Source organism: Bacillus sp. SRB3LM (assembly GCF_015712745.1).
Taxonomy (GTDB): domain Bacteria; phylum Bacillota; class Bacilli; order Bacillales; family Bacillaceae_G; genus Bacillus_A; species Bacillus_A thuringiensis_K.
In genome coordinates this window covers 330,037-348,443 of the sequence record NZ_VWVQ01000008.1, presented here as the reverse complement: position 1 = coordinate 348,443, position 18,407 = coordinate 330,037, and the positions used below count along the sequence as shown (strand labels likewise).

Here is an 18,407-nt window from a genome sequence, read left to right as displayed (position 1 = left end):
AAGGTTTGGCATATAGATCATGCTCTGCCAGACTTACTGTCATGACGAAAGAGTTTGATTCAAAGAAGTGGATCGTATTGCGATTCAGTCTTCTGTTTACAACCTTTAGGAGGGATTTAAGATTAAAAGATTTCACCATCTTATCAGATAAAACAATCTATAAAAATCTGAAGTTTTTTCAATCATTAGGAGAGAAGTTGACAAAAACACAGCGTATTTTCCCTAGAGAAAAGAATGGATCTTTTCGCTGGAATAAACAGCGAGTAAAGGTAGCTAAAATGTATAAATACAAGGCGAGTGCTAGAAAAGATTAATTGGACAAAATCTTAACTAAAATTATCCAAAACCACGGTGTTATCGATATAGAGGATTTGCAAATATCAAATATATTACAAAAATATAAATTAGCAAAAGCGAGTTGTACGATATCATGGTCAAAGTTTCGAACTATGTTGGCGTATAAAGAAAAAATGGTAAGGAAAACATTTATTTCAAACCAATTATGTTCTTGTCAAAACACAGACGTACAAAATATAAACCTACATAAATGAGACTACCCTTCTTGTCTTCCAAATCATAATAGAACCCTTTTACTTAGGAATCTCTCTGTTCTAACCGGAGTGAAACCGAAGGTAGTTCAGATATTGAATTATATTTTTAAAATTTCCAATTTATAAAGGTAAATTGACTACTAATCAAAAAATATAATGTTTTTTGTGCGTCTGTCCAAGCAGGATTATGATATGCTCATATAAATAAAATGAATATACAAATTCTAATAGTATGTTCGGAAACGCCTCTTTGTTAATAGCAAGTTGTTTGAAGGTTAGAAAAATTTAATGAATAAGGAGAGATTATCATGCCCTATTATGGATATGGTGACGGTTTTTGTAAAGTATATGGTTTATTTCAAGGAGATAAAATCCAAGTATTTTCAGGTGGAAGAATTATGGGGACAGGTTCATTTATTCGTGTAGAAGGCCCTATATTAGTTTGGGTTGATAGAAATGCAAATATGAATTTCACTGATTTACGAGTAAGCAGTGTACGTAAAATAACAGGCGGATGTTGTCCGGATAATGATGTAGATGTAGTTGTTAATGATTTTTAGAAAGTCGTCTTATACGTGGATGTATCATATTTATTTTTGTTAATTATAACGATTGTAAATCGATTGCCACTTATAAAATTTCGCATTAGTTAAAATGCCCATACCTCCACAAGGGTTTCTTTTTGGACCCTTGTTTTTCTTTCTCTAAATCGTGGATAACTCTATCATACTCATTTTAATTTTTCCAGGCATCTTTGTTTCAACTTAATGGCTCGAAAGCTACCTGTTCCCTTTAAAATTAAATATTTATAATTATCCTCTCCTAAATTTAAGCAACAATTTATAGCCTCTAGGGCCTCCTGATATTTTTTTAGATAAAATAGAATATTAGCTTTTATAAAATATAAATCCACATAATCTGGATAAATTTGGATCGCCAAATCTATACCACGCCAGCCCTTTTCAATATTACCTGATTCCATAATAATTGTATACTTTAATCGATATGCTATTGCAGGTGGTAAAGTTTCTTGCGCAAGAAATTTCAAAATTGCTTGGTTTATAAAATAAAATGCTTTTTCATAATCTTTTACACCATAATGTTCGGATGCCATATGATATTCAATCCATGGGGTATGATTTTGAATTTCTAACTCATTTTTAAGTATTTCTAAATTACGTTTTTTTTTTTTTACTTGTCACTCTTGAATTGAGGTATCCATAGTGTTTAATAGGGGTATTGAGAATTCCATATTGAGAAAAGTTCGGAGGAATACATAACGTCTCATGAATCTTATTTTGAAATCTGAGCTCAGCACCATTGCAAAACAATCTTGGCTGAAAAATCTGATAAATATTATTTTCTGCAACCGTATTTCCAACATAGTTTAGTATAGGTAAATAAAACAACTGTTCTTTTTTTTCATCTAAACTATCTTTTAAATTACTAATTCCATTTCCATCAAATTCCTCGTCTGCATCTAAACATAGTATCCATTTACTTTTTGCTAGTTGAATACTAAAGTTTCTTGCTTCAGAAAAATTATAGTTCCAAAGAAACTGATAAATATTTTTGGAGTATTGTTTGCAAATATCAATGGTACGATCACTGCTACCTGTATCAACAATAATAATCTCGTCTACTAGCTCCTTAATACTATTTAAACACCTTTCAATACTTTCTTCTTCATTTTTTACAATCATGCATAAAGAAATGGTGTTTTTTTTCAACGTTATTTCCCCTTTCATAATATGAATATTTTTTATTCGTGTTATATAAATATCGGAGATTCGTCCGCAATCTTACATCTATATTCAATTCTATTAGTAAATTAATTATTTTATTGCTGAATCCGTCTCCAAGCATTAAATGCAGTTGAGTTTACCCAAGGTGGACTAGCATGAATATTGTTAATTTTTTTTTGTATTTGATTCACGTTAAATAAAGTTTGATTTAATAAAGTTTGCAGTAACAGTTTACATCTTTTGTAGTATCGTGGTTCTAAAAGCTCATAAGTTTGTACGTATTTATAAATATATCTCAAAAAAGCTTGTATATTTTTTGAAAAATGTATAAATTGAGGATTAATCAAAATATTATACTTAACATCTTGCTGTATTTCGTTAATTTTTATGTTAAGATGATTAAATAAACTATGAAAAAGCCATAAAGATTCATATAATCTCTTATTTATCACTATATGCATATTCCTGCAACAGGATACGTGTTGCAATTGACTTAATATTTTTTTGAGTAATGCACAATGTTGTTCAATATAAAAAAGATAATGTTCTAAAATGGAATTTATGAATGTTTTTGTGTTAAATAAGCTCTCATTAACCATTTTCACCTCTCCCCATATATAAATTTGTTTCTTATTAGAATAAATTTAACAAATTAATGTTTACATGTGTTGAAATTTACCTATTCTCCACCAACATTAGTCAAGAACACTATTTTTAAATTTGTATATTAGCCAATACTACATAAAAATCGGCGAGAAATGCACTATATCTTTTGTAAAAAAATACATCTCAAAAATTCTATATAGACATTACAATAAAAACTAAAAATATTAGCTTGGAATATTTACCCATAATTATTCCTTATAGTTTATTATTTTCACAATTACATTTTTTGGAAATTTTATTACAATTTTGTTTACAACAGTTTTTCTTACAACGACAACCTTGCAAAGTACTTTTCTCACATACACAGGTACATCTATGCTCACATTCAGCTATAGAATTAACTTCTTCTAATTTCAATTGTAATAACATTTGAGACTTAACAATAGTCCTTAACGTATCATTGACACTTTTATTCATTGCTATATATTTAGAGACATCTAAATGTTTTATTTTTAAAAAATGTTGTAATTTTTCACCCTCAGCATTTAATATGTGCGATAAACCAATTTCCTCCATCGCAATGGAAGACAATAATAAATTAATTGCTTCATGACGCGTTAAAGAAATACATGGCGTAATATTAGGGATATTGGGAAGTGACATATAATCCTCCTTCTTAACAAAATGCTATCAGTAATTCTTATTTATCTTATGTTTTATTTTTAGGTAAGTTCTTTCAATCGTATGACTAATTATTCCTTATTTTTAAAGTATACGTTTATGACGTTAATGATGAATCAATTACACAAATAAATTTCCGCTAACAAATCCTTTACTTCATAGAGATACTCTCATGTTAAAATTTTAAGTTTTTTTCCTGCTAATAATTTTATATTTTCTTCTTATTTAAGCTACCATTAAACTATTTTTGGGTGAACACAAACTTCATGCTTTGTATAACATAAATGAAAACGAAGTTTAAGATACCACTTCGTTTTCACAGCATTTGCTAATAAAATTATTGCTAATTACATATAATTTAAATAATATTCAAATCGTGTTTTAATCGCACGTACATTACCAAAAGAAGCTTCAAAAACAAAATGACGAACTTACATTTTCACTTAACCTAATTTATAATAACAGGCATTGTTATAAATAAAATTCCCTGGATTCCAATGAGTAAAATCTAATCTAGATTGTCTTTATATTTTTGTAATTTCTGTCGAAAAATTCTTATACTTTGTATAAGAAAATCTAATTCATCTTCACTCACTGTTTCCCCATCTAAACTAAGAGCGTAATTTTTAGCTTCTAAGTTATCCTCTAGAGAAATTTTTTTTATATTATTTAAATTAGATACAATTAATAAATCTGTTATCTCAATTTTATAAACATCAGCAATTTTTGAAAGTAATTCTAAAGAAGGAGTATATACTCCCCGCTCTACTTTAGAAAGGTTACTGTAGTCATAATCGATTTTTTCAGCCAATCCTTGTAGTGTATCACCAAATTTTTTGCGCACTTCTTTAATTCTAACCTCCATCAATTAAACCTCCTTCCTCTACTGAAATTTCAATTCTACTTACTCTCATAAGTAGATAGGGTTTATATGAATGATAACTTATAAGCAATATATAATTCAAATGTTAATTTACACATTATGACCTGGTCAAGAAAAACTGGAACATGAAATAGATTATGCAATTGATTTTGAATACTGATACGGAGTTATTCCATTTAATGATGAGTGCGGACGAATGGAATGGTAATACATATAAATAAATTCAGCTACTAACTGAGTTACTTGAGCGAGAGAAATCAGTTTTTCTCCATGCAAACATTCACGTTTAAAGATGCTAAAAAATGATTCGATCACAGCGTTATCCCAACAGTTCCCCTTGCGGGACATACTTTGTTGAATCTTTTGTTGCTTACAAAAATCAGTAACTGTATAACTGGCAAACTGGGATCCTTGATCACTATGAAATAAAATCTTTTTGTGACTTCCATAAACATTTTTAACTTGCTGAATTGTGTCCTTTACTAATTGCGCATCTTGGTGAGTATCCAAAGAGTAACCAAGCACCCGCCGGGTGCTAATGTCTAATGCAGCACAAAAATACACTTTCAATCCATTTACTAAACGAAATTCTGTAATATCACATACAACTGTTGGAACGTCTTTCTTACCAGGTTTAAAGGAGCGCTCTAGTACATTTGGGAATGTATAATGGTCTTGCTTTCTTTTTTTATAATACGTGACAACTTTTGACTTTAATCCAGCTCGACATAAAGCTTGTCTTACTTGAGATAAGCTCACCATAACATCTCTATTTATAAGATAACGGTACAGTTTTCGATACCCCATTCTACCTTTTAAACGTTTAAATTGCATGACAATATAAGCCGCTGTCTTTTTACGTTGTTTCTGACCTTCAGTGGCTTTACGATGAAAATAGTCGTAAAAACCACTCGCAGACACTTGTAATCGATAGCAAAGCCAGCGCACTCCAAATATGTGGTGATATTGTTTGATAAACTGAAAACGTGTTAGTTTTGGTTTTTGGCAAAGAAGGTTGCCGCCTTTTTTAAAAATTCATTTTCCTTTTTTAATGCCTGGATTTCTCTTCGTAAAGAACGTAGTTCTGCCATATCAGTTCCCTTACTATCTAAAAGTGGAGAAGAATATTTTTTTATCCATGAATTAAGAGTCCCATGTCCTAGATCAAATTCTCTTTGAATACTGGAAATTGTACGCCCTTCTTTGATTACCAATTCAACACATTGTTTTTTAAATGTTTCATCATACTGTTTTTTCATCTGAAACACCTCTTATATAGAATAATTTATCTCTATACTGTGTTCCAGTTTTACTGTACCACCTCAAAATGAATAAAAGTAACGAACAGAAAAAGGGCGCTCATAAGAGCGTTTTTTCTGTTTGTAGAATTCTAAACATATTTTATTTTTCAATATACATAGAAAGTATAATTGTACATGTATATGGGTGTCCTGTTTTATTTATTCCTTTCACATCAATTATAAGATTGTATATATCCGATTGCTCTATATGCTGTAACGTAGCAGATAAAATATTTGTATCTACTTGTCGAAATCCATCAGATTATGAACTCAGTGTAGCTGTCCAATGAACAACGCGAATCATAATAGAGACCACCTCCGCTTCAACAGTTTTTTATCAAAAGATGGGATTTTTAATTTTGCTTTATTAGCGGGTATTTTCAAATGGAAAGGTGCTTATTGTTGATACCGTACCATCATTAAATAGGCATCTTTACCTTCCGTGTTCATACGTATCTGCCAGTCTCCCACTTTCATACTTTTTAGTTGAAACATATGAATGAAAACCCCTTTAAAAAGATATTATGACCCTTTGTTACTAATGTATCTTGTTTATTATAAACCTTCCCTGATGAGGAAATAAGTTGTATCTCTACCTGTTTACTCGTTATTAAAATTAATACGGTTCCTGTTTTTAACGTATCTACAGAAAACATTGTGCCATTTTCTTAATGGGGAATCAGTTCTACACCTAAAATCGTTTGGTTTTCTGTCGTTCCTAACTCTGTATAGGGCTCACTCATAGAAGGAAAGGAAGATGTTGACTGCACTTCCTTTCCGAATGGAATCATGGTCTAATGTAACATCAGAAAAAAGGTGGATAGCGTACGGCATAAGTAAAAAGCAAAAGCTTGATAGCCATTATTAATGTTTTTGAGGTTTTACCTAATATTGAAATCATTCAAGCCAATGGACACGATTCACAGTTTACACATAGTGATTATAATCCTATGAGTACTGTGTTTACGGGGATTCAAATCCATTGGAATTACATTAAAGGCTCAAACGAATCAATTGGAAAAAATGAGGTTTGTAGCAGTTGTTGATTCAGGTGTTCAGAGCACACATCCTAATTTAAAGATAAGATAAACCTCGGTTATGATTATGTACGAAATAATATGGTTGATGTTTAAATAATGTAATTCCTTTTACGTCGAAAAAGAGAAGTCTGGAATGTAAATTTCCCTTTTTTGACTCACATATACACATACTTTTACTTTTTGAACAATTTTGTCAGACTACGGAAAACATTGTAGTTTTTTATATAAAGAAAATAACAGGAATAAACAGAGTATTTCACGTATATCTTAAAATGGTGATAACAACCCAAAAAATTCCATTTACACAAAAAAATATGTTTATAATACCAATAAAACATATAAAGTTCTGAGTTTCTTCACCGTCTCGAAAAGAGAGTATGCTATATCAAATCCATTTTTATAGGGGGGTATTTTATGAATTCATTACAAGAACAATCCATTATTCCTTATAATGTACTGGTAAGCCCGCCAAGGGGCACTGCAGGGAGTCAATTTGGTGATTTTGAGGACCTTATTACTTCCCTAAAAGAAGCATGGGTGGAATTTCAAAAAACAGGTAGTGACAAATTATTAACAACGGTTCTACAGAACGGATTCTCAGCAGCGAGTGGGGGAAGCTTCAATTATCTAGCAGTTTTACAAGCTGGTATAGGAATATTAGGAACAGTTTTAGGCGCTGAAATTCCTGGCGTTGCTGTTGCAGCACCAATTCTCAGCATGGTGATTGGTTGGTTGTGGCCACACAGTAGTAAAGATGATACTCAACAATTGATTAATTTGATTGATGCAGAAATTCAAAAACAGTTGAATCAAGCCTTATCTAATCAGGATAAAAATAATTGGCAGGGGTATTTGAATGCTATTTTTACATTAGCGAGCGAGGCAGCGGACACCGTAGTCGATGCGCAGTTTACTGGCGTACAAGGAGATCAAAACAGACAACCAAGACAACCAAGCCCTTCAGATTATGTAAATGTTTATAATGAACTTGTTGCGGCTAATTCCGCTTTTATTATCGCCCTAAGTCAAATGGTCACTGGAAATTTTGACACGCTTGCGATACCTTTCTTTGTTATAGGAGCAACTGTACAATTATCAACGTATCAATCTTTTATCCAGTTTGCAAATAAATGGATTAATGTAGTGTACCCAGATCAAACACAAGGTGATGGGCTTACACAAAAACAAAATCTAGTTAGAATAAAAGGAATCATGCGGACAGCTATTCATGACAACACACAAAAAGTGTTTGATGCTTTTAAATCGGGGATGCCTTCATTAGGATCTGATAAAGCTTCGATCAATGCCTACAATGTATATATTCGAGGAATGTTGTTAAACGGCTTAGATATGGTTGCAACATGGCCTTCCATGTATCCTGATGATTATACTTCTCAAACAGAATTAGAACAAACACGTGTTATTTTTTCAGATATGGTTGGACAGGATCAAATCAATAATGGGACTACGACTATTCATAATATTTTTGATAGCAATGGTTATCAACATCAACCCATCAACCTGAATGATATCTCGTATTTTCCAGGAGAATTACAGTACATTCGAACGAAAACATACAACCCTAATAATGCTTGTTACCCCTATGGACTTTATTTAGATTATACAAATAATAAGACGTACCGCTACGGGGATAATGATCCGGGAAATAACACCAGCTGGGATCATCGTGCGATTGCCCCTGTCCAGACAATTAATGCGATTACTCAAAATACTCGTTATGTAGATGCGGAAAGCTTATCGACAGAAAATGCTGACTTAGCAGGTTGTGCTACACCTGGTTATTGTAATGCTGCGACGTGTACACCGGGAAGCTATTGTGTAAATGGAAGTTCTGGATATGCAGCGAGTTGTAATACTCCGTTACCGAATCAAAAAATAAATGCACTATACCCTTTTACACAAACAAATGTGTCGGGAGCATCTGGGAAATTAGGAGTAATGGCGAGTTTCGTTCCCTATGGTCTAAGTCCAAACAATGTTTTTGGTACAATCGATCCTGATACACTAAATATCGTTGGAAAAGGGTTTCCGGCAGAAAAGGGATTTCTTACGAATGGGAACCGTCCTGTAGTGGTAAGAGAATGGGTGAATGGTGCGAATGCTGTAAACCTTACTCCGGGAAATACTTTGTTGATAACAGCAACAAACTTAACAGCGGGAAAATATAAAGTTCGTGTACGTTATGCAAACGCTGGTACAACTACTGCATCTTTAACGCAAAGTGTAGTAGCAAATGGTGGCCAGATTCAAGGTGGTGGATGGGGATTTAAAAGTACTACAGATGCCAATATACAAGCAAACTTCCCAAATCAAGTATATGTATCGGGACAACAAGGAAATTATGTAGTCCAAGACATCTCATGGCCTACAGGTGGCGGATCTGGTGATCCTCTTACTTTACCTTCAGGAAATGTGGTAGTAGCACTTACCTTACAGCCACAGGAAACAAACACACAAGTATTTATCGATCGGATTGAGTTGGTTCCTGTTAGTCAACCTACTCAGTCATCCGATAATATTATAAATTATACAATTACAAGTCCGCTTTGGGCTTACTGGAATGAATCCGGGGTAGGACCAGATAATTTTCCAACAATCTGGACAGCTAGCTCTGGTGAAAATGGGGTTTCTGCTAGCATTAATGCAACAAACCTTGATAACAATGTAACTTTTATTGCTATGAATGGAGATGATTGGTCTTCGGCAGTTCCAATGCAAGATGCAACTGGGGATTATTCGATAAGTAATGGGGATTATATTTTAAAACCTTATGGAGACCAGCCGTTCACCGTAATAAAAATAGGTAGCTATTCTTCAAACTACGTTACACGAGGAACGATTACTGGTACAGTGAATATACCTCAAAACTAATATGTTCCATTATTAATTAGTAGAGCCAAAGAAATAGTATGTCCTATTAAAGATCTAAAGGAGTGATTATATGATGATAAATACAGATCAAATAACATCCGCTGTTAAATTCCCTTTCAACAATTTGGCACAAACACGTGTGATGACACAAAGTCTTTTTTCGACCGATAATCCGAATCAACTAGCTCCCGGTGTGACCGATTACTGGATTGATTATGTGCATCAACAAGTTCAATCTCTACCAAATAGTTATGCAATAGAAAAACGGGAATTAAATACACAAGTGAATCAGGCAAAACGTCTGAGTAAATCACAAAATGTATTGCGCAGTGGGAGTTTTACAGGTGAAGGGTGGCAACTTGGACGCAAGGTGTTCATCTCATCAGGAGACTCACAATACGCGGGGCAGCAACTGGTGTTACCTCCTTCTTCCCTTGTATATCCATCTTATGCCTATCAGACTGTACCGGAATCAGTATTAAAACCGTATACACGTTATTATCTATCCGTTTTTGTCTTACAAGCGGATTCTCTACAAATTATGGCTTCCCGCTATGGAAATGAAGTCAATCAAGTCGTGAATGTAGCCTATTCTACGTCTCTGCCAACTTCTGTAGAAGGTGTTAACAGTAGTCCAAACTTCTTTCAATATCCAATTGATGTAGGTGCATTACATCCAGAAGCGAATATAGGCATTACAGTTGGTTTTACCGTACCGTCGAATGGATTCGCAAAAATAAGTCAAGTTTCCTTGACAGAGGGACGCCCACTAACTGCGGCAGAAATAAGAAAAGCACAAAACCAAGAGGAACAATGGCTACAACCCTATTTGGCGCAACAGGCACAAATCACTGCGGGTTTACAGCAGGCTACAAATCAATTAAATGCCATGTACGATTCATCCAATTGGAGCGGAACGATCGGACCAAACGTAAGTTATACCGATATAGAGAACTTAACAGCACTTCAAAACAGTGCTCCTCAAGAAGGATCTATGCCAGGTATACCAATGCAAGATCGATATGCACAACAAAAAGCAGCAATCTATCAAGCCGCTCTTCGCGCTTGGAATCAACTACAAGCACGGAATATTGTTCAAAATGGTTTGTTTCTTCAACAAGCACAAAACTGGAATATAGCCGGTACAGTGAGTTTCCCACAAGACAGTAATCGGAAACCTGTCTTGACATTATCGAATTGGGATAGCACAGTTACTCAAATCATTACCTTACCAAGTGAGGGCGGCAACACAGAGTATCGTGTTCGCGTTCGTGCCAAAGGACAAGGAACGATTTCCATTGTGCCACCAGGAAATCAAAGACATATGTTATTCTTCACCCAACCTACTTTTATGACCCAAGAATTCTATTTCTATCCAGATGCGAATACGAGCCAAGTGGATTTGATTATTCAATCAGAGGGTGCAGAGTTTACGGTAGATTGGGTAGAAGTACAAGAAATGATATATGAAGAAATCACACCACATAGTGTTTCAGGTGGAGATACAGTAATAAATACCATTGGGGTTGCTACTCCACTCGCACAACCAGGAGCATCTATAATGGCAACGGACTCTTCTCTAGGAGCACAGACAAACGTATCTGCGAATAACGCGAATTGTCAGTGCGGGCAACCTTCAAATAATATGAAGTCGCCTTGCCAATGTAAATAATCTGTTGTATTTTGGCTGTTTTACTCCAGAGAGAAAGGGCCTGATAAAAGAGCACTCCTATGTGCCATAGGAGCAAATTAGCCCATAAAAACGGAGTTGGAGGTATATGGTATTACCCCCTATAGGTAGACAGTAAAAAAAGAGTCCATCTGATATGATGGACTCAATACTGTTTTATCTGGAGGGGATTTTTTTATGGCAAGAAAAGGACAATCATTTCAAAAATATACAGAAGAACTAAAGCGAGAAGCAGTTCGTCTTCGATTAGAAGAGAGAAAATCATTGCGAGAAATTCGTGAACAACTCGGTGTGAAGAGCGATGCCCAGATTATTGAGTGGGTAAAACGTGCGCAACAGGGGGAGTCCTTTGATGATCAACGTGGTGTCTGGAATCGAAAGAATTTTAATAGTCTAGAAGAAGAAAATGCTTATTTGAAGGCACAGGTTGAGTATTTAAAAAAGCGCAATCCAAATCTACATGGGAAGGAATGGTCCTAAAGAAAGAACGATTTTCTCTTATCGATTCATTACGCCAAGCCTATCCACTCCGATGGTTGCTTCAAATCGCGGAAGTTTCTAAGGCTGGCTACTATAAATGGCGGAAATATCATAACGTGCAGCGTTTACGTCAGAAAAGGGATAGGTGGCATAAAGAACATATTTTATCTATTCATCGTCAGCACCCTTACTATGGGTATAAACGTATGACTCGTGCTTTGGCTCGAGAAGGAATGGTAATGAATCATAAACGTGTTCGTCGTCTTATGAGAGAGCTGGGTATTCAATCTATCATTCGAAAAAAACGTCCGTTTTATGGAAGAAAAACATCTGTGGTATTTAAAAATCATTTGAATCGAGAGTTTCAAGCTGAAAAGCAAAACCAAAAATTCGTAACAGATATTACTTATGTACGAATCGGAGAACAATTTGCCTATTTGTCAGCTGTGTTAGATCTATACAACAATGAAATTGTTGCCTGGAAGCTATCTTCAAGAAATGATTTAGATTTGGTTTTAACTACATTACGTCAATTAGAAGGGAAGTCATTAACTACTAAGCCCCTTTTCCATTCAGATCAAGGGTTTCAATATACATCTAAATCCTACGCAAAACAGTTAGAGAAATTAGGATTTGTCGGTAGTCATTCTAGACGTGGAAACTGTTTTGATAATGCGTGTATCGAATCATTCTTCTCACATTTAAAAACAGAGAAGTTGTATTTAGTGCGCCCAAAAACATATGAAATGGCCTACCGAGCAATTCAAGAATATATTCAGTTTTATAATACAGAAAGATTCCAAGAAAAACTTCACGGCCTTTCCCCGATAGAATATCGGGAAAAGGCCGTGGCATAATACTCTTTTTATTACTGTCTACTTGACAGGGAGATGACCAGGCACACCCTCTTTTTCATAACGATTAATGAATATCACGTTTCTTGAAATTACCGCCTTTTACTTCTGCTACATCATAAACTGTAATAAAAGCGTGTGGATCGATTTCATTAATAAGTTCTTTCATTTTACTTTCTTCTAAACGGTTAATTACACAAGAAATTTCTTTGAACTTCTCTCTTGAATAACCACCGTATACTTCGTTATATGTTGCACTTCGGCCTAAACGATCGCGAATTGTTTCTACCATTAATTCAGGCTCTTTTGTAATGATTTTAAATGCTTTTGAACCACTTAAACCAACTTCAACGATATGAATCACTTTCGAAGCGATAAAGTAAGCAATTGCCGAAAGGATAGCTCCTTGAAGGCCGAATACCGTTGATACGAAAATAAATACGAACATGTTTAAGAATAAAATAAGGTCACTCGTTCCAAATGGTAACTTACGAGAAAGCAATACAGCAAGCATATCGATTCCATCTAATGCCCCACCGTTACGTAATGCTAGTCCCATACCAAAACCGATGATAATACCACCAACAACTGTAACTAATAATGTATCACCTTCAATAATAGCTGGTATTCCGTGCATGACAACGGTACCTACTGCTAATGAAGCAATTCCGATAATAGAATAAATCGCAAAGCTTTTACCGATTTGCTTATACCCTAACCAAACGAAAGGAATGTTAATAACTGCGATTAGAGCTCCTAATGGCAATCCAAATAATCTTGAACTAACGATACTTAAACCAGTTACACCACCGTCTGATACGTTATTTGGAATTAATACCGCTTCTAATCCGTACGCTGTGATAAATGCCCCAATAATAATCATCAAAGCTTTTGAAGCAATTTTTAGCTTATTGGGCTTGTTTTTGATAATTTTCTCCATATAATTTCCTCGTTTCAAACTAGTTTCTTATTTGTTACGTTATTCACACCTAAATTTCATTTTAACATTTAATTTGAAAAAATTCTCCTTTAATGGATGTATGCAGGGAATATTATCACCATATTATCTTTAAAATATTTTTGAAATGAGTATAAGAAATCCCATCCTTTCAAAGGATGGGATACTATTAAGAAAATATAAAACTAAGTACTGATATGAATAAAGCGAAACCTAAAATAGTTCCACATATTTTCATATGACGCTTACGTCCCATTACGACAATTGCAACATATTCACGAATCATTGCGTTAGGCCAGTAATAAAATGCAGTTTTTGACCCGATTCCTTGGCTATTAAGACCAGCTTGTCTAGCGTATATACCAGCGCGGAAAAGGTGGAAATTATTCGTTGTAAAAATACTTTTATATTTACCTTCAGGTTTTAAAGAATCCATAATTTCTTTAGAGAACAACATATTTTGATATGTGTTTACAGAGCGATTTTCTTGTACTGTATGTTCAAGCGGAATTCCTTTTTCAACAGCATAATTTTGCATTGCTTCTGCTTCTGGAAGGCCTTCATCTGGACCTTGACCACCAGAGAAAATAATTGTTGGTGGTGTATTCACAGCGGCTTGTTTCCAATAGAAGTCGATAGCTTTATTAATGCGGCTTGCAAGTAATGGTGGTACTTTATCATTAATTAAGCCGCTACCAAGAACGATAATGAAATCTTGATTACGTCTTGGTCTGTTGAATTGGTATAAAAAATATGCGCTTAAGAAGTTAGATAAGTGTATAAAGAAATAGAAGCTTATAAGAGAAATAGCTGCAAAAATAGGCTCTAAATGCGATGAAACTAAACTTGCTGGGTTTATGATAGGGAGCATTATAAAGAATAAAATCCCTAAAGCAGCAATTAAAGTTAAAGAGTTTGTGAAACGCCTTCCTTCACGTTGCATTAAAATTTTTGCATTAAGAAAAAGTCCGAACATTAAAGCGACTATAGCAAAAGGTATCATTACAAGTAGTGCTAACATGGGGATGATAACGATAAAATGTAAATCGTTATTACCAGACTCAAATGAGGCTATAGCGCAAAATAATAGAAATGAACAGATAAAGGCATTAAATAAAAAGCCGTTTATTATTTTTCGCGGATCTTTTAAATACGAGATAAGAAAAATAATAAACAGTATAAGAGGAATAATTCCAAAATACATCATAAATATAGTACACCTCAACTTGTATAAGAATTTGACATACCTTTTATATTACATGATTTTATAATTGAAAATGAAAGAAAAAGGATTTTGAATTTTCTCAATAAAATATATAGATACGTATGTTACAATATATTCAAAGCGATATATTAAAAGTAAAATGGTTGAAAAGGCACTCAGTAGAGTGCTTTTTCTTTTTGTATGCAATTGTGCATATTATATTTTTTTTCAAAGGCAGAGGATTACAATATAAGTTGTAGACAGACTTTATAAAGCAGAATTTAATACAAACATTTCCCTCTACTTTTTGTATCTAACAATCATATAACAATAAATAATTCTGTTTTATAGTGTCTGTTTTTGAAAGTTGTCTTTTTTGAAGGCACCTTTTTTTATTAGTATAGATAGTTTTCACTGTTAGCATAGTGTAAACTATCTATACTAAACATTAGCAATCTTCCGTATAAACATTATCAATTTACTATATATTCCAGTGGTGTTAATCTACATATGAAAGGCTTTCTTTTTCAAAATATTACCCCTAATAAAATTTTGAAGAAGTCAACTGTCTCCAAACTTGTCTTTATGCTTAAAGAAAAAGCACTCAAATTGAGTGCTTTTTCTTATTAAAACATGCTATTTTTCTAGGCGATTTTCATAAAATAAAAGTAAAGAAATGAAAGTGGGTGACAAAATGCCGGCAGTTGTGGAAGGGGTTATTATTGAAAATTGCAATGGAACAATTAATGTAGGTGACAAATATAACGTACAGCCGATTGAAAAAACGAAAGCTTATAATGGATCGGGATCATCGAATACAGGGATTAAAGTACAAACATTTAGCGGGATTAGTACAGCAGATGTATGGGATAGTGATGCAAATGACCAAGGGATACAATTTACTTTATAGAGAAATATGCAAAGTTGCATAAAATGATGAACTTGCCCTGTGCTACAATCTAGCTGTGAGCTGTTAATGATTCTTCTGTAGTATAGTTGTTAGATTAGAAATATAACATCTTATCGAAAATCATACGTAAAAAAAAGACACTTCAAATGAAGTGTCTTTTTTTTACCTTAGTGATACCCTTTAGCAGAGTCTTTATGAATTTTATTTTTAAAGATACTGTAGCTCCAAAGCTGATATCCAATAACGATTGGTACCATGACCATTGCAACGAAGAACATAATTTTTAAGTTTAATTGACTACCAGCTGCGTTGTATAACGTTGTACTGTATACATCGTTAATACGAGATGGTAACATTCTTGGGAACATACCTGCAAAGCCAGTTGTCATAAACATTGCGATTGTTAGGCAAATGAATGTGAATGCAAGGCCAATTTTATGTTTGTACACCATAATAAGTGCGAGTACACTCATTAACATTGCAAGTACTGGAAGAATGAATAGTACCGGATATTCCGTAAAGTTTTGGAATAAGTTTGTCCGATTAGCAGTTGCTACATAGAAGATAGCTAAAATGATAGCAGCTGCCATTGAAAACGGTCTTGCGATTTTATAAGCACGATCAGATACTTCACCAGTCGTTTTAATCATGACCCAAAGGGCACCGGATACGACAAATATAGCAGTGAAGAAAATACCACCTAATATACCGTAATGGTTTAATAAGCTAAGCAAATTTCCTTCATAGCCATTTTTTCCGATTTGTAGTCCATAATAAAGATTAGCGAATGTAACACCGAATAAGAAGGCGATTAGGAAACTGCCAATTGCAAATGCCCATTTACAAGTTTTTTGCCAAATTGGTGAATCATCTTTATGCATGAATTCTAGTCCAGCGGCACGAGCAAACAGTGCAAGTAATACTAAGAATAATGGTGTATATAAATAGCTAAACATATTAGCATATGTGACTGGGAAGGCAGCAAATGTTGCGCCACCAGCTGTAATCAACCATACTTCATTACCGCCCCAGAACGGGCCAATTGCTTCTTGTAATTGATTTCGTTCTTGTCGGTCTTTCGTAACGAAGGGAAAAATCATTCCGTTACCAAGTGCATACCCGTCAAGAATGAAGTAAACTGTCCAAATCACGCCCCATAAACCGAACCAGATGATTGCAAGCATATCATGAGACATGGGCTACACCTCCCTCAGTAGCAGGTTCTTCTAATGCTGCAGGTCCTTTTTTCGCGAACTTCAGCATTAAGTATACGTCTGCGATTAAAAGTAAAGTGTAGAACAAAATTAAACTAATTAATGAGAACCAAATTTGTGGAACTGATATAGGCGATACAGATTCCGCTGTACGCATTAGTTTATATACTGTCCATGGTTGACGACCTACTTCAGCGACAATCCATCCTGCATTAATCGCAATATAAGGAAGTAAGACAGACCATATTGTAATTTTTAAATAGCGTTTTGAGTTTTCTAGTTTTCCTTTTCGGTTTAAATAGAAGCCGTACCAAGTTAATGCCATAAAGAACATACCAAGTGCAACCATTAAGCGGAAGCTATAATACACGAGGTTAACATTTGGACGTTCATCTTTCGGAATATCTTTTAAACCGACAATTTCGCCATCAAATGAGTTTGTATAGAAGAAGCTTCCGAGTTTTGGAATCGTAAGGAATTCCAAGTTCTTTTCATTTTTCACATCAGGAATTTGAACAATTGAGAAGCCTTGTCCTTTTCCAGTTTCCCAAACTGCTTCCATCGCAGCTCCTTTTGCGGGTTGATATTTAGCTGCTGATACACCAGATTGATGTCCCATAAACGGTGTAATTGTTGCGGCGAATAAGCCTAACATTAAACCAAACTTAAATGATTTTTTGAAGAATTCTACTTCATTTTTACGTAATAAGTGATAGGCACTAATTGCCATAACGAAGAAAGAACCTACGATATAACAACCAACTACAGTATGAAAGAACATATTCCAAGCGTATGGATTCGTAACGAGTGCCCAGAAATCATTTAATTCAGCGCGACCGTTACGTACTACATAGCCAACAGGGTTTTGCATAAAACCATTTGCTGTAATAATCCAAAGGGCGGAAATATTTGTTCCAAGTGCAACCATCCACATACAGAAGGCACGAAACTTTGGTGAAATTTTGTCTTTACCGAATAACCATATTCCCATGAAAGTAGATTCTAAGAAGAAGGCAACAAGTGCTTCGATTGCGAGAGGTGATCCGAAAATATCTCCCATATATTTGGAGTACTCAGACCAGTTTGTTCCAAATTGGAATTCCATCGTAATCCCGGTTATAATCCCCATTACGAAGTTAATTGTAAATAATTTACCCCAGAAATTTGCCATTTTGCGGTATGTTGGATTCAATGTGCGGGCGTATTGAGTCTCCATACATGCTACCAAAATAACAAGTCCGATTGTCAAAGGTACAAATAAAAAGTGATAAAAAATAGTAATTGCAAATTGAAAACGACTCAGTAACAGAACGTCGGACATAATAAATATTCACTCCTTTTTTACATTATCTACAATCAGTTTATAGTGAAAATACGTTTAAAGTATGTGAGACTTGT

16 protein-coding genes and 1 pseudogene are annotated in these 18,407 nt (G+C 34.3%); 6 read left to right on the top strand and 11 right to left on the bottom strand.

The window, feature by feature from the left end; genetic code table 11:
* Positions 1-113: 113 nt before the first annotated feature.
* Together F3I02_RS33805 and F3I02_RS08725 are read left to right on the top strand one after the other, a co-directional pair.
* Positions 114-548: pseudogene (locus F3I02_RS33805) on the top strand (transposase); the annotation flags it as partial.
* A 311-nt stretch (positions 549-859) separates the two neighbouring features.
* Positions 860-1,111 (top strand): hypothetical protein, encoded by a 252-nt coding sequence (locus tag F3I02_RS08725; RefSeq protein ID WP_196477513.1) that lies wholly within the window; start codon positions 860-862, stop codon positions 1,109-1,111.
* Between the two features lie 170 nt (positions 1,112-1,281).
* Here the strand turns inward: F3I02_RS08725 and F3I02_RS08720 are convergent, their stop codons facing one another.
* The 7 genes from F3I02_RS08720 to F3I02_RS34370 form a co-directional block, all read right to left on the bottom strand.
* Complete coding sequence (locus F3I02_RS08720; protein WP_196477514.1) at positions 1,282-1,665, bottom strand: hypothetical protein; 384 nt, start codon at positions 1,663-1,665, stop codon at positions 1,282-1,284.
* A gap of 61 nt (positions 1,666-1,726) precedes the next feature.
* A complete protein-coding gene (locus F3I02_RS08715) occupies positions 1,727-2,281 on the bottom strand; it encodes a glycosyltransferase family 2 protein (protein ID WP_196477515.1) in 555 nt (184 codons plus the stop codon).
* 876 nt (positions 2,282-3,157) lie between these two features.
* A complete protein-coding gene (locus F3I02_RS08710; protein ID WP_196477516.1) occupies positions 3,158-3,565 on the bottom strand; it encodes an alpha-helical endospore appendage domain-containing protein in 408 nt (135 codons plus the stop codon).
* A 526-nt stretch (positions 3,566-4,091) separates the two neighbouring features.
* On the bottom strand, positions 4,092-4,448 hold the full coding sequence (locus F3I02_RS08705; RefSeq protein WP_078401364.1) for a helix-turn-helix domain-containing protein: 357 nt from the start codon (positions 4,446-4,448) through the stop codon (positions 4,092-4,094).
* A 153-nt stretch (positions 4,449-4,601) separates the two neighbouring features.
* Positions 4,602-5,501, bottom strand: coding sequence for an IS3 family transposase (locus tag F3I02_RS08700; RefSeq protein WP_196477652.1), 900 nt, complete (start codon positions 5,499-5,501; stop codon positions 4,602-4,604).
* Positions 5,456-5,725, bottom strand: coding sequence for a transposase (locus F3I02_RS08695; protein WP_230876755.1), 270 nt, complete (start codon positions 5,723-5,725; stop codon positions 5,456-5,458). Before F3I02_RS08695 ends, F3I02_RS08700 begins: the two co-directional genes overlap by 46 nt.
* Positions 5,726-6,435: 710 nt before the next feature.
* Positions 6,436-6,558, bottom strand: a complete 123-nt coding sequence (locus tag F3I02_RS34370) for a hypothetical protein (RefSeq protein ID WP_269061754.1) — start codon at positions 6,556-6,558, stop codon at positions 6,436-6,438.
* 663 nt (positions 6,559-7,221) lie between these two features.
* On the opposite strand from F3I02_RS34370, the gene F3I02_RS08690 reads away from it, so the two are divergent.
* From F3I02_RS08690 to F3I02_RS08680, 3 genes are all read left to right on the top strand, one after another.
* Positions 7,222-9,699, top strand: coding sequence for an insecticidal delta-endotoxin Cry8Ea1 family protein (locus F3I02_RS08690; protein ID WP_196477836.1), 2,478 nt, complete (start codon positions 7,222-7,224; stop codon positions 9,697-9,699).
* 70 nt (positions 9,700-9,769) lie between these two features.
* A complete protein-coding gene (locus F3I02_RS08685; RefSeq protein WP_196477777.1) occupies positions 9,770-11,371 on the top strand; it encodes a hypothetical protein in 1,602 nt (533 codons plus the stop codon).
* Positions 11,372-11,566: 195 nt separating this feature from the next.
* Positions 11,567-12,726, top strand: a protein-coding gene (locus F3I02_RS08680) for an IS3-like element ISBth8 family transposase (protein ID WP_196477519.1) whose coding sequence is annotated in 2 segments (ribosomal slippage) — positions 11,567-11,825 and positions 11,825-12,726 — 1,161 coding nt in all. Because the reading frame shifts where the segments join, the coding sequence is not laid out codon by codon here.
* 64 nt (positions 12,727-12,790) lie between these two features.
* Here F3I02_RS08680 and F3I02_RS08675 read toward each other — a convergent pair.
* The gene (locus tag F3I02_RS08675; protein WP_000411244.1) at positions 12,791-13,663 is read right to left on the bottom strand and encodes a YitT family protein; all 873 of its coding nucleotides are present in this window, start codon (positions 13,661-13,663) and stop codon (positions 12,791-12,793) included.
* Between the two features lie 187 nt (positions 13,664-13,850).
* On the bottom strand, positions 13,851-14,885 hold the full coding sequence (locus F3I02_RS08670; RefSeq protein ID WP_033690171.1) for a YdcF family protein: 1,035 nt from the start codon (positions 14,883-14,885) through the stop codon (positions 13,851-13,853).
* A 676-nt stretch (positions 14,886-15,561) separates the two neighbouring features.
* On the opposite strand from F3I02_RS08670, the gene F3I02_RS08665 reads away from it, so the two are divergent.
* Positions 15,562-15,795, top strand: a complete 234-nt coding sequence (locus tag F3I02_RS08665) for a spore germination protein (RefSeq protein ID WP_277997885.1) — start codon at positions 15,562-15,564, stop codon at positions 15,793-15,795.
* Between the two features lie 167 nt (positions 15,796-15,962).
* Here F3I02_RS08665 and cydB read toward each other — a convergent pair whose 3' ends face one another.
* Together cydB and cydA are read right to left on the bottom strand one after the other, a co-directional pair.
* Positions 15,963-16,991: a cytochrome d ubiquinol oxidase subunit II gene (gene cydB / locus F3I02_RS08660; RefSeq protein ID WP_196477834.1), complete on the bottom strand. Its 1,029-nt coding sequence runs from the start codon at positions 16,989-16,991 to the stop codon at positions 15,963-15,965.
* On the bottom strand, positions 16,981-18,330 hold the full coding sequence (gene cydA, locus F3I02_RS08655) for a cytochrome ubiquinol oxidase subunit I (RefSeq protein ID WP_001286196.1): 1,350 nt from the start codon (positions 18,328-18,330) through the stop codon (positions 16,981-16,983). The genes cydB and cydA overlap by 11 nt, the downstream gene beginning before the upstream one ends.
* Positions 18,331-18,407: the final 77 nt, after the last annotated feature.

What these genes read in the sequence shown, in the direction of transcription:
- F3I02_RS08725 (WP_196477513.1), top strand. Translation starts at nt 860, where the DNA reads ATGCCCTATTATGGATATGGTGACGGTTTTTGTAAAGTATATGGTTTA.
- F3I02_RS08720 (WP_196477514.1), bottom strand. Translation starts at nt 1,665, where the DNA reads ATGGCATCCGAACATTATGGTGTAAAAGATTATGAAAAAGCATTTTAT.
- F3I02_RS08710 (WP_196477516.1), bottom strand. Translation starts at nt 3,565, where the DNA reads ATGTCACTTCCCAATATCCCTAATATTACGCCATGTATTTCTTTAACG.
- F3I02_RS08705 (WP_078401364.1), bottom strand. Translation starts at nt 4,448, where the DNA reads ATGGAGGTTAGAATTAAAGAAGTGCGCAAAAAATTTGGTGATACACTA.
- F3I02_RS08695 (WP_230876755.1), bottom strand. Translation starts at nt 5,725, where the DNA reads ATGAAAAAACAGTATGATGAAACATTTAAAAAACAATGTGTTGAATTG.
- F3I02_RS34370 (WP_269061754.1), bottom strand. Translation starts at nt 6,558, where the DNA reads ATGATTCCATTCGGAAAGGAAGTGCAGTCAACATCTTCCTTTCCTTCT.
- F3I02_RS08690 (WP_196477836.1), top strand. Translation starts at nt 7,222, where the DNA reads ATGAATTCATTACAAGAACAATCCATTATTCCTTATAATGTACTGGTA.
- F3I02_RS08685 (WP_196477777.1), top strand. Translation starts at nt 9,770, where the DNA reads ATGATGATAAATACAGATCAAATAACATCCGCTGTTAAATTCCCTTTC.
- F3I02_RS08675 (WP_000411244.1), bottom strand. Translation starts at nt 13,663, where the DNA reads ATGGAGAAAATTATCAAAAACAAGCCCAATAAGCTAAAAATTGCTTCA.
- F3I02_RS08670 (WP_033690171.1), bottom strand. Translation starts at nt 14,885, where the DNA reads ATGTATTTTGGAATTATTCCTCTTATACTGTTTATTATTTTTCTTATC.
- F3I02_RS08665 (WP_277997885.1), top strand. Translation starts at nt 15,562, where the DNA reads ATGAAAGTGGGTGACAAAATGCCGGCAGTTGTGGAAGGGGTTATTATT.
- cydB (WP_196477834.1), bottom strand. Translation starts at nt 16,991, where the DNA reads ATGTCTCATGATATGCTTGCAATCATCTGGTTCGGTTTATGGGGCGTG.
- cydA (WP_001286196.1), bottom strand. Translation starts at nt 18,330, where the DNA reads ATGTCCGACGTTCTGTTACTGAGTCGTTTTCAATTTGCAATTACTATT.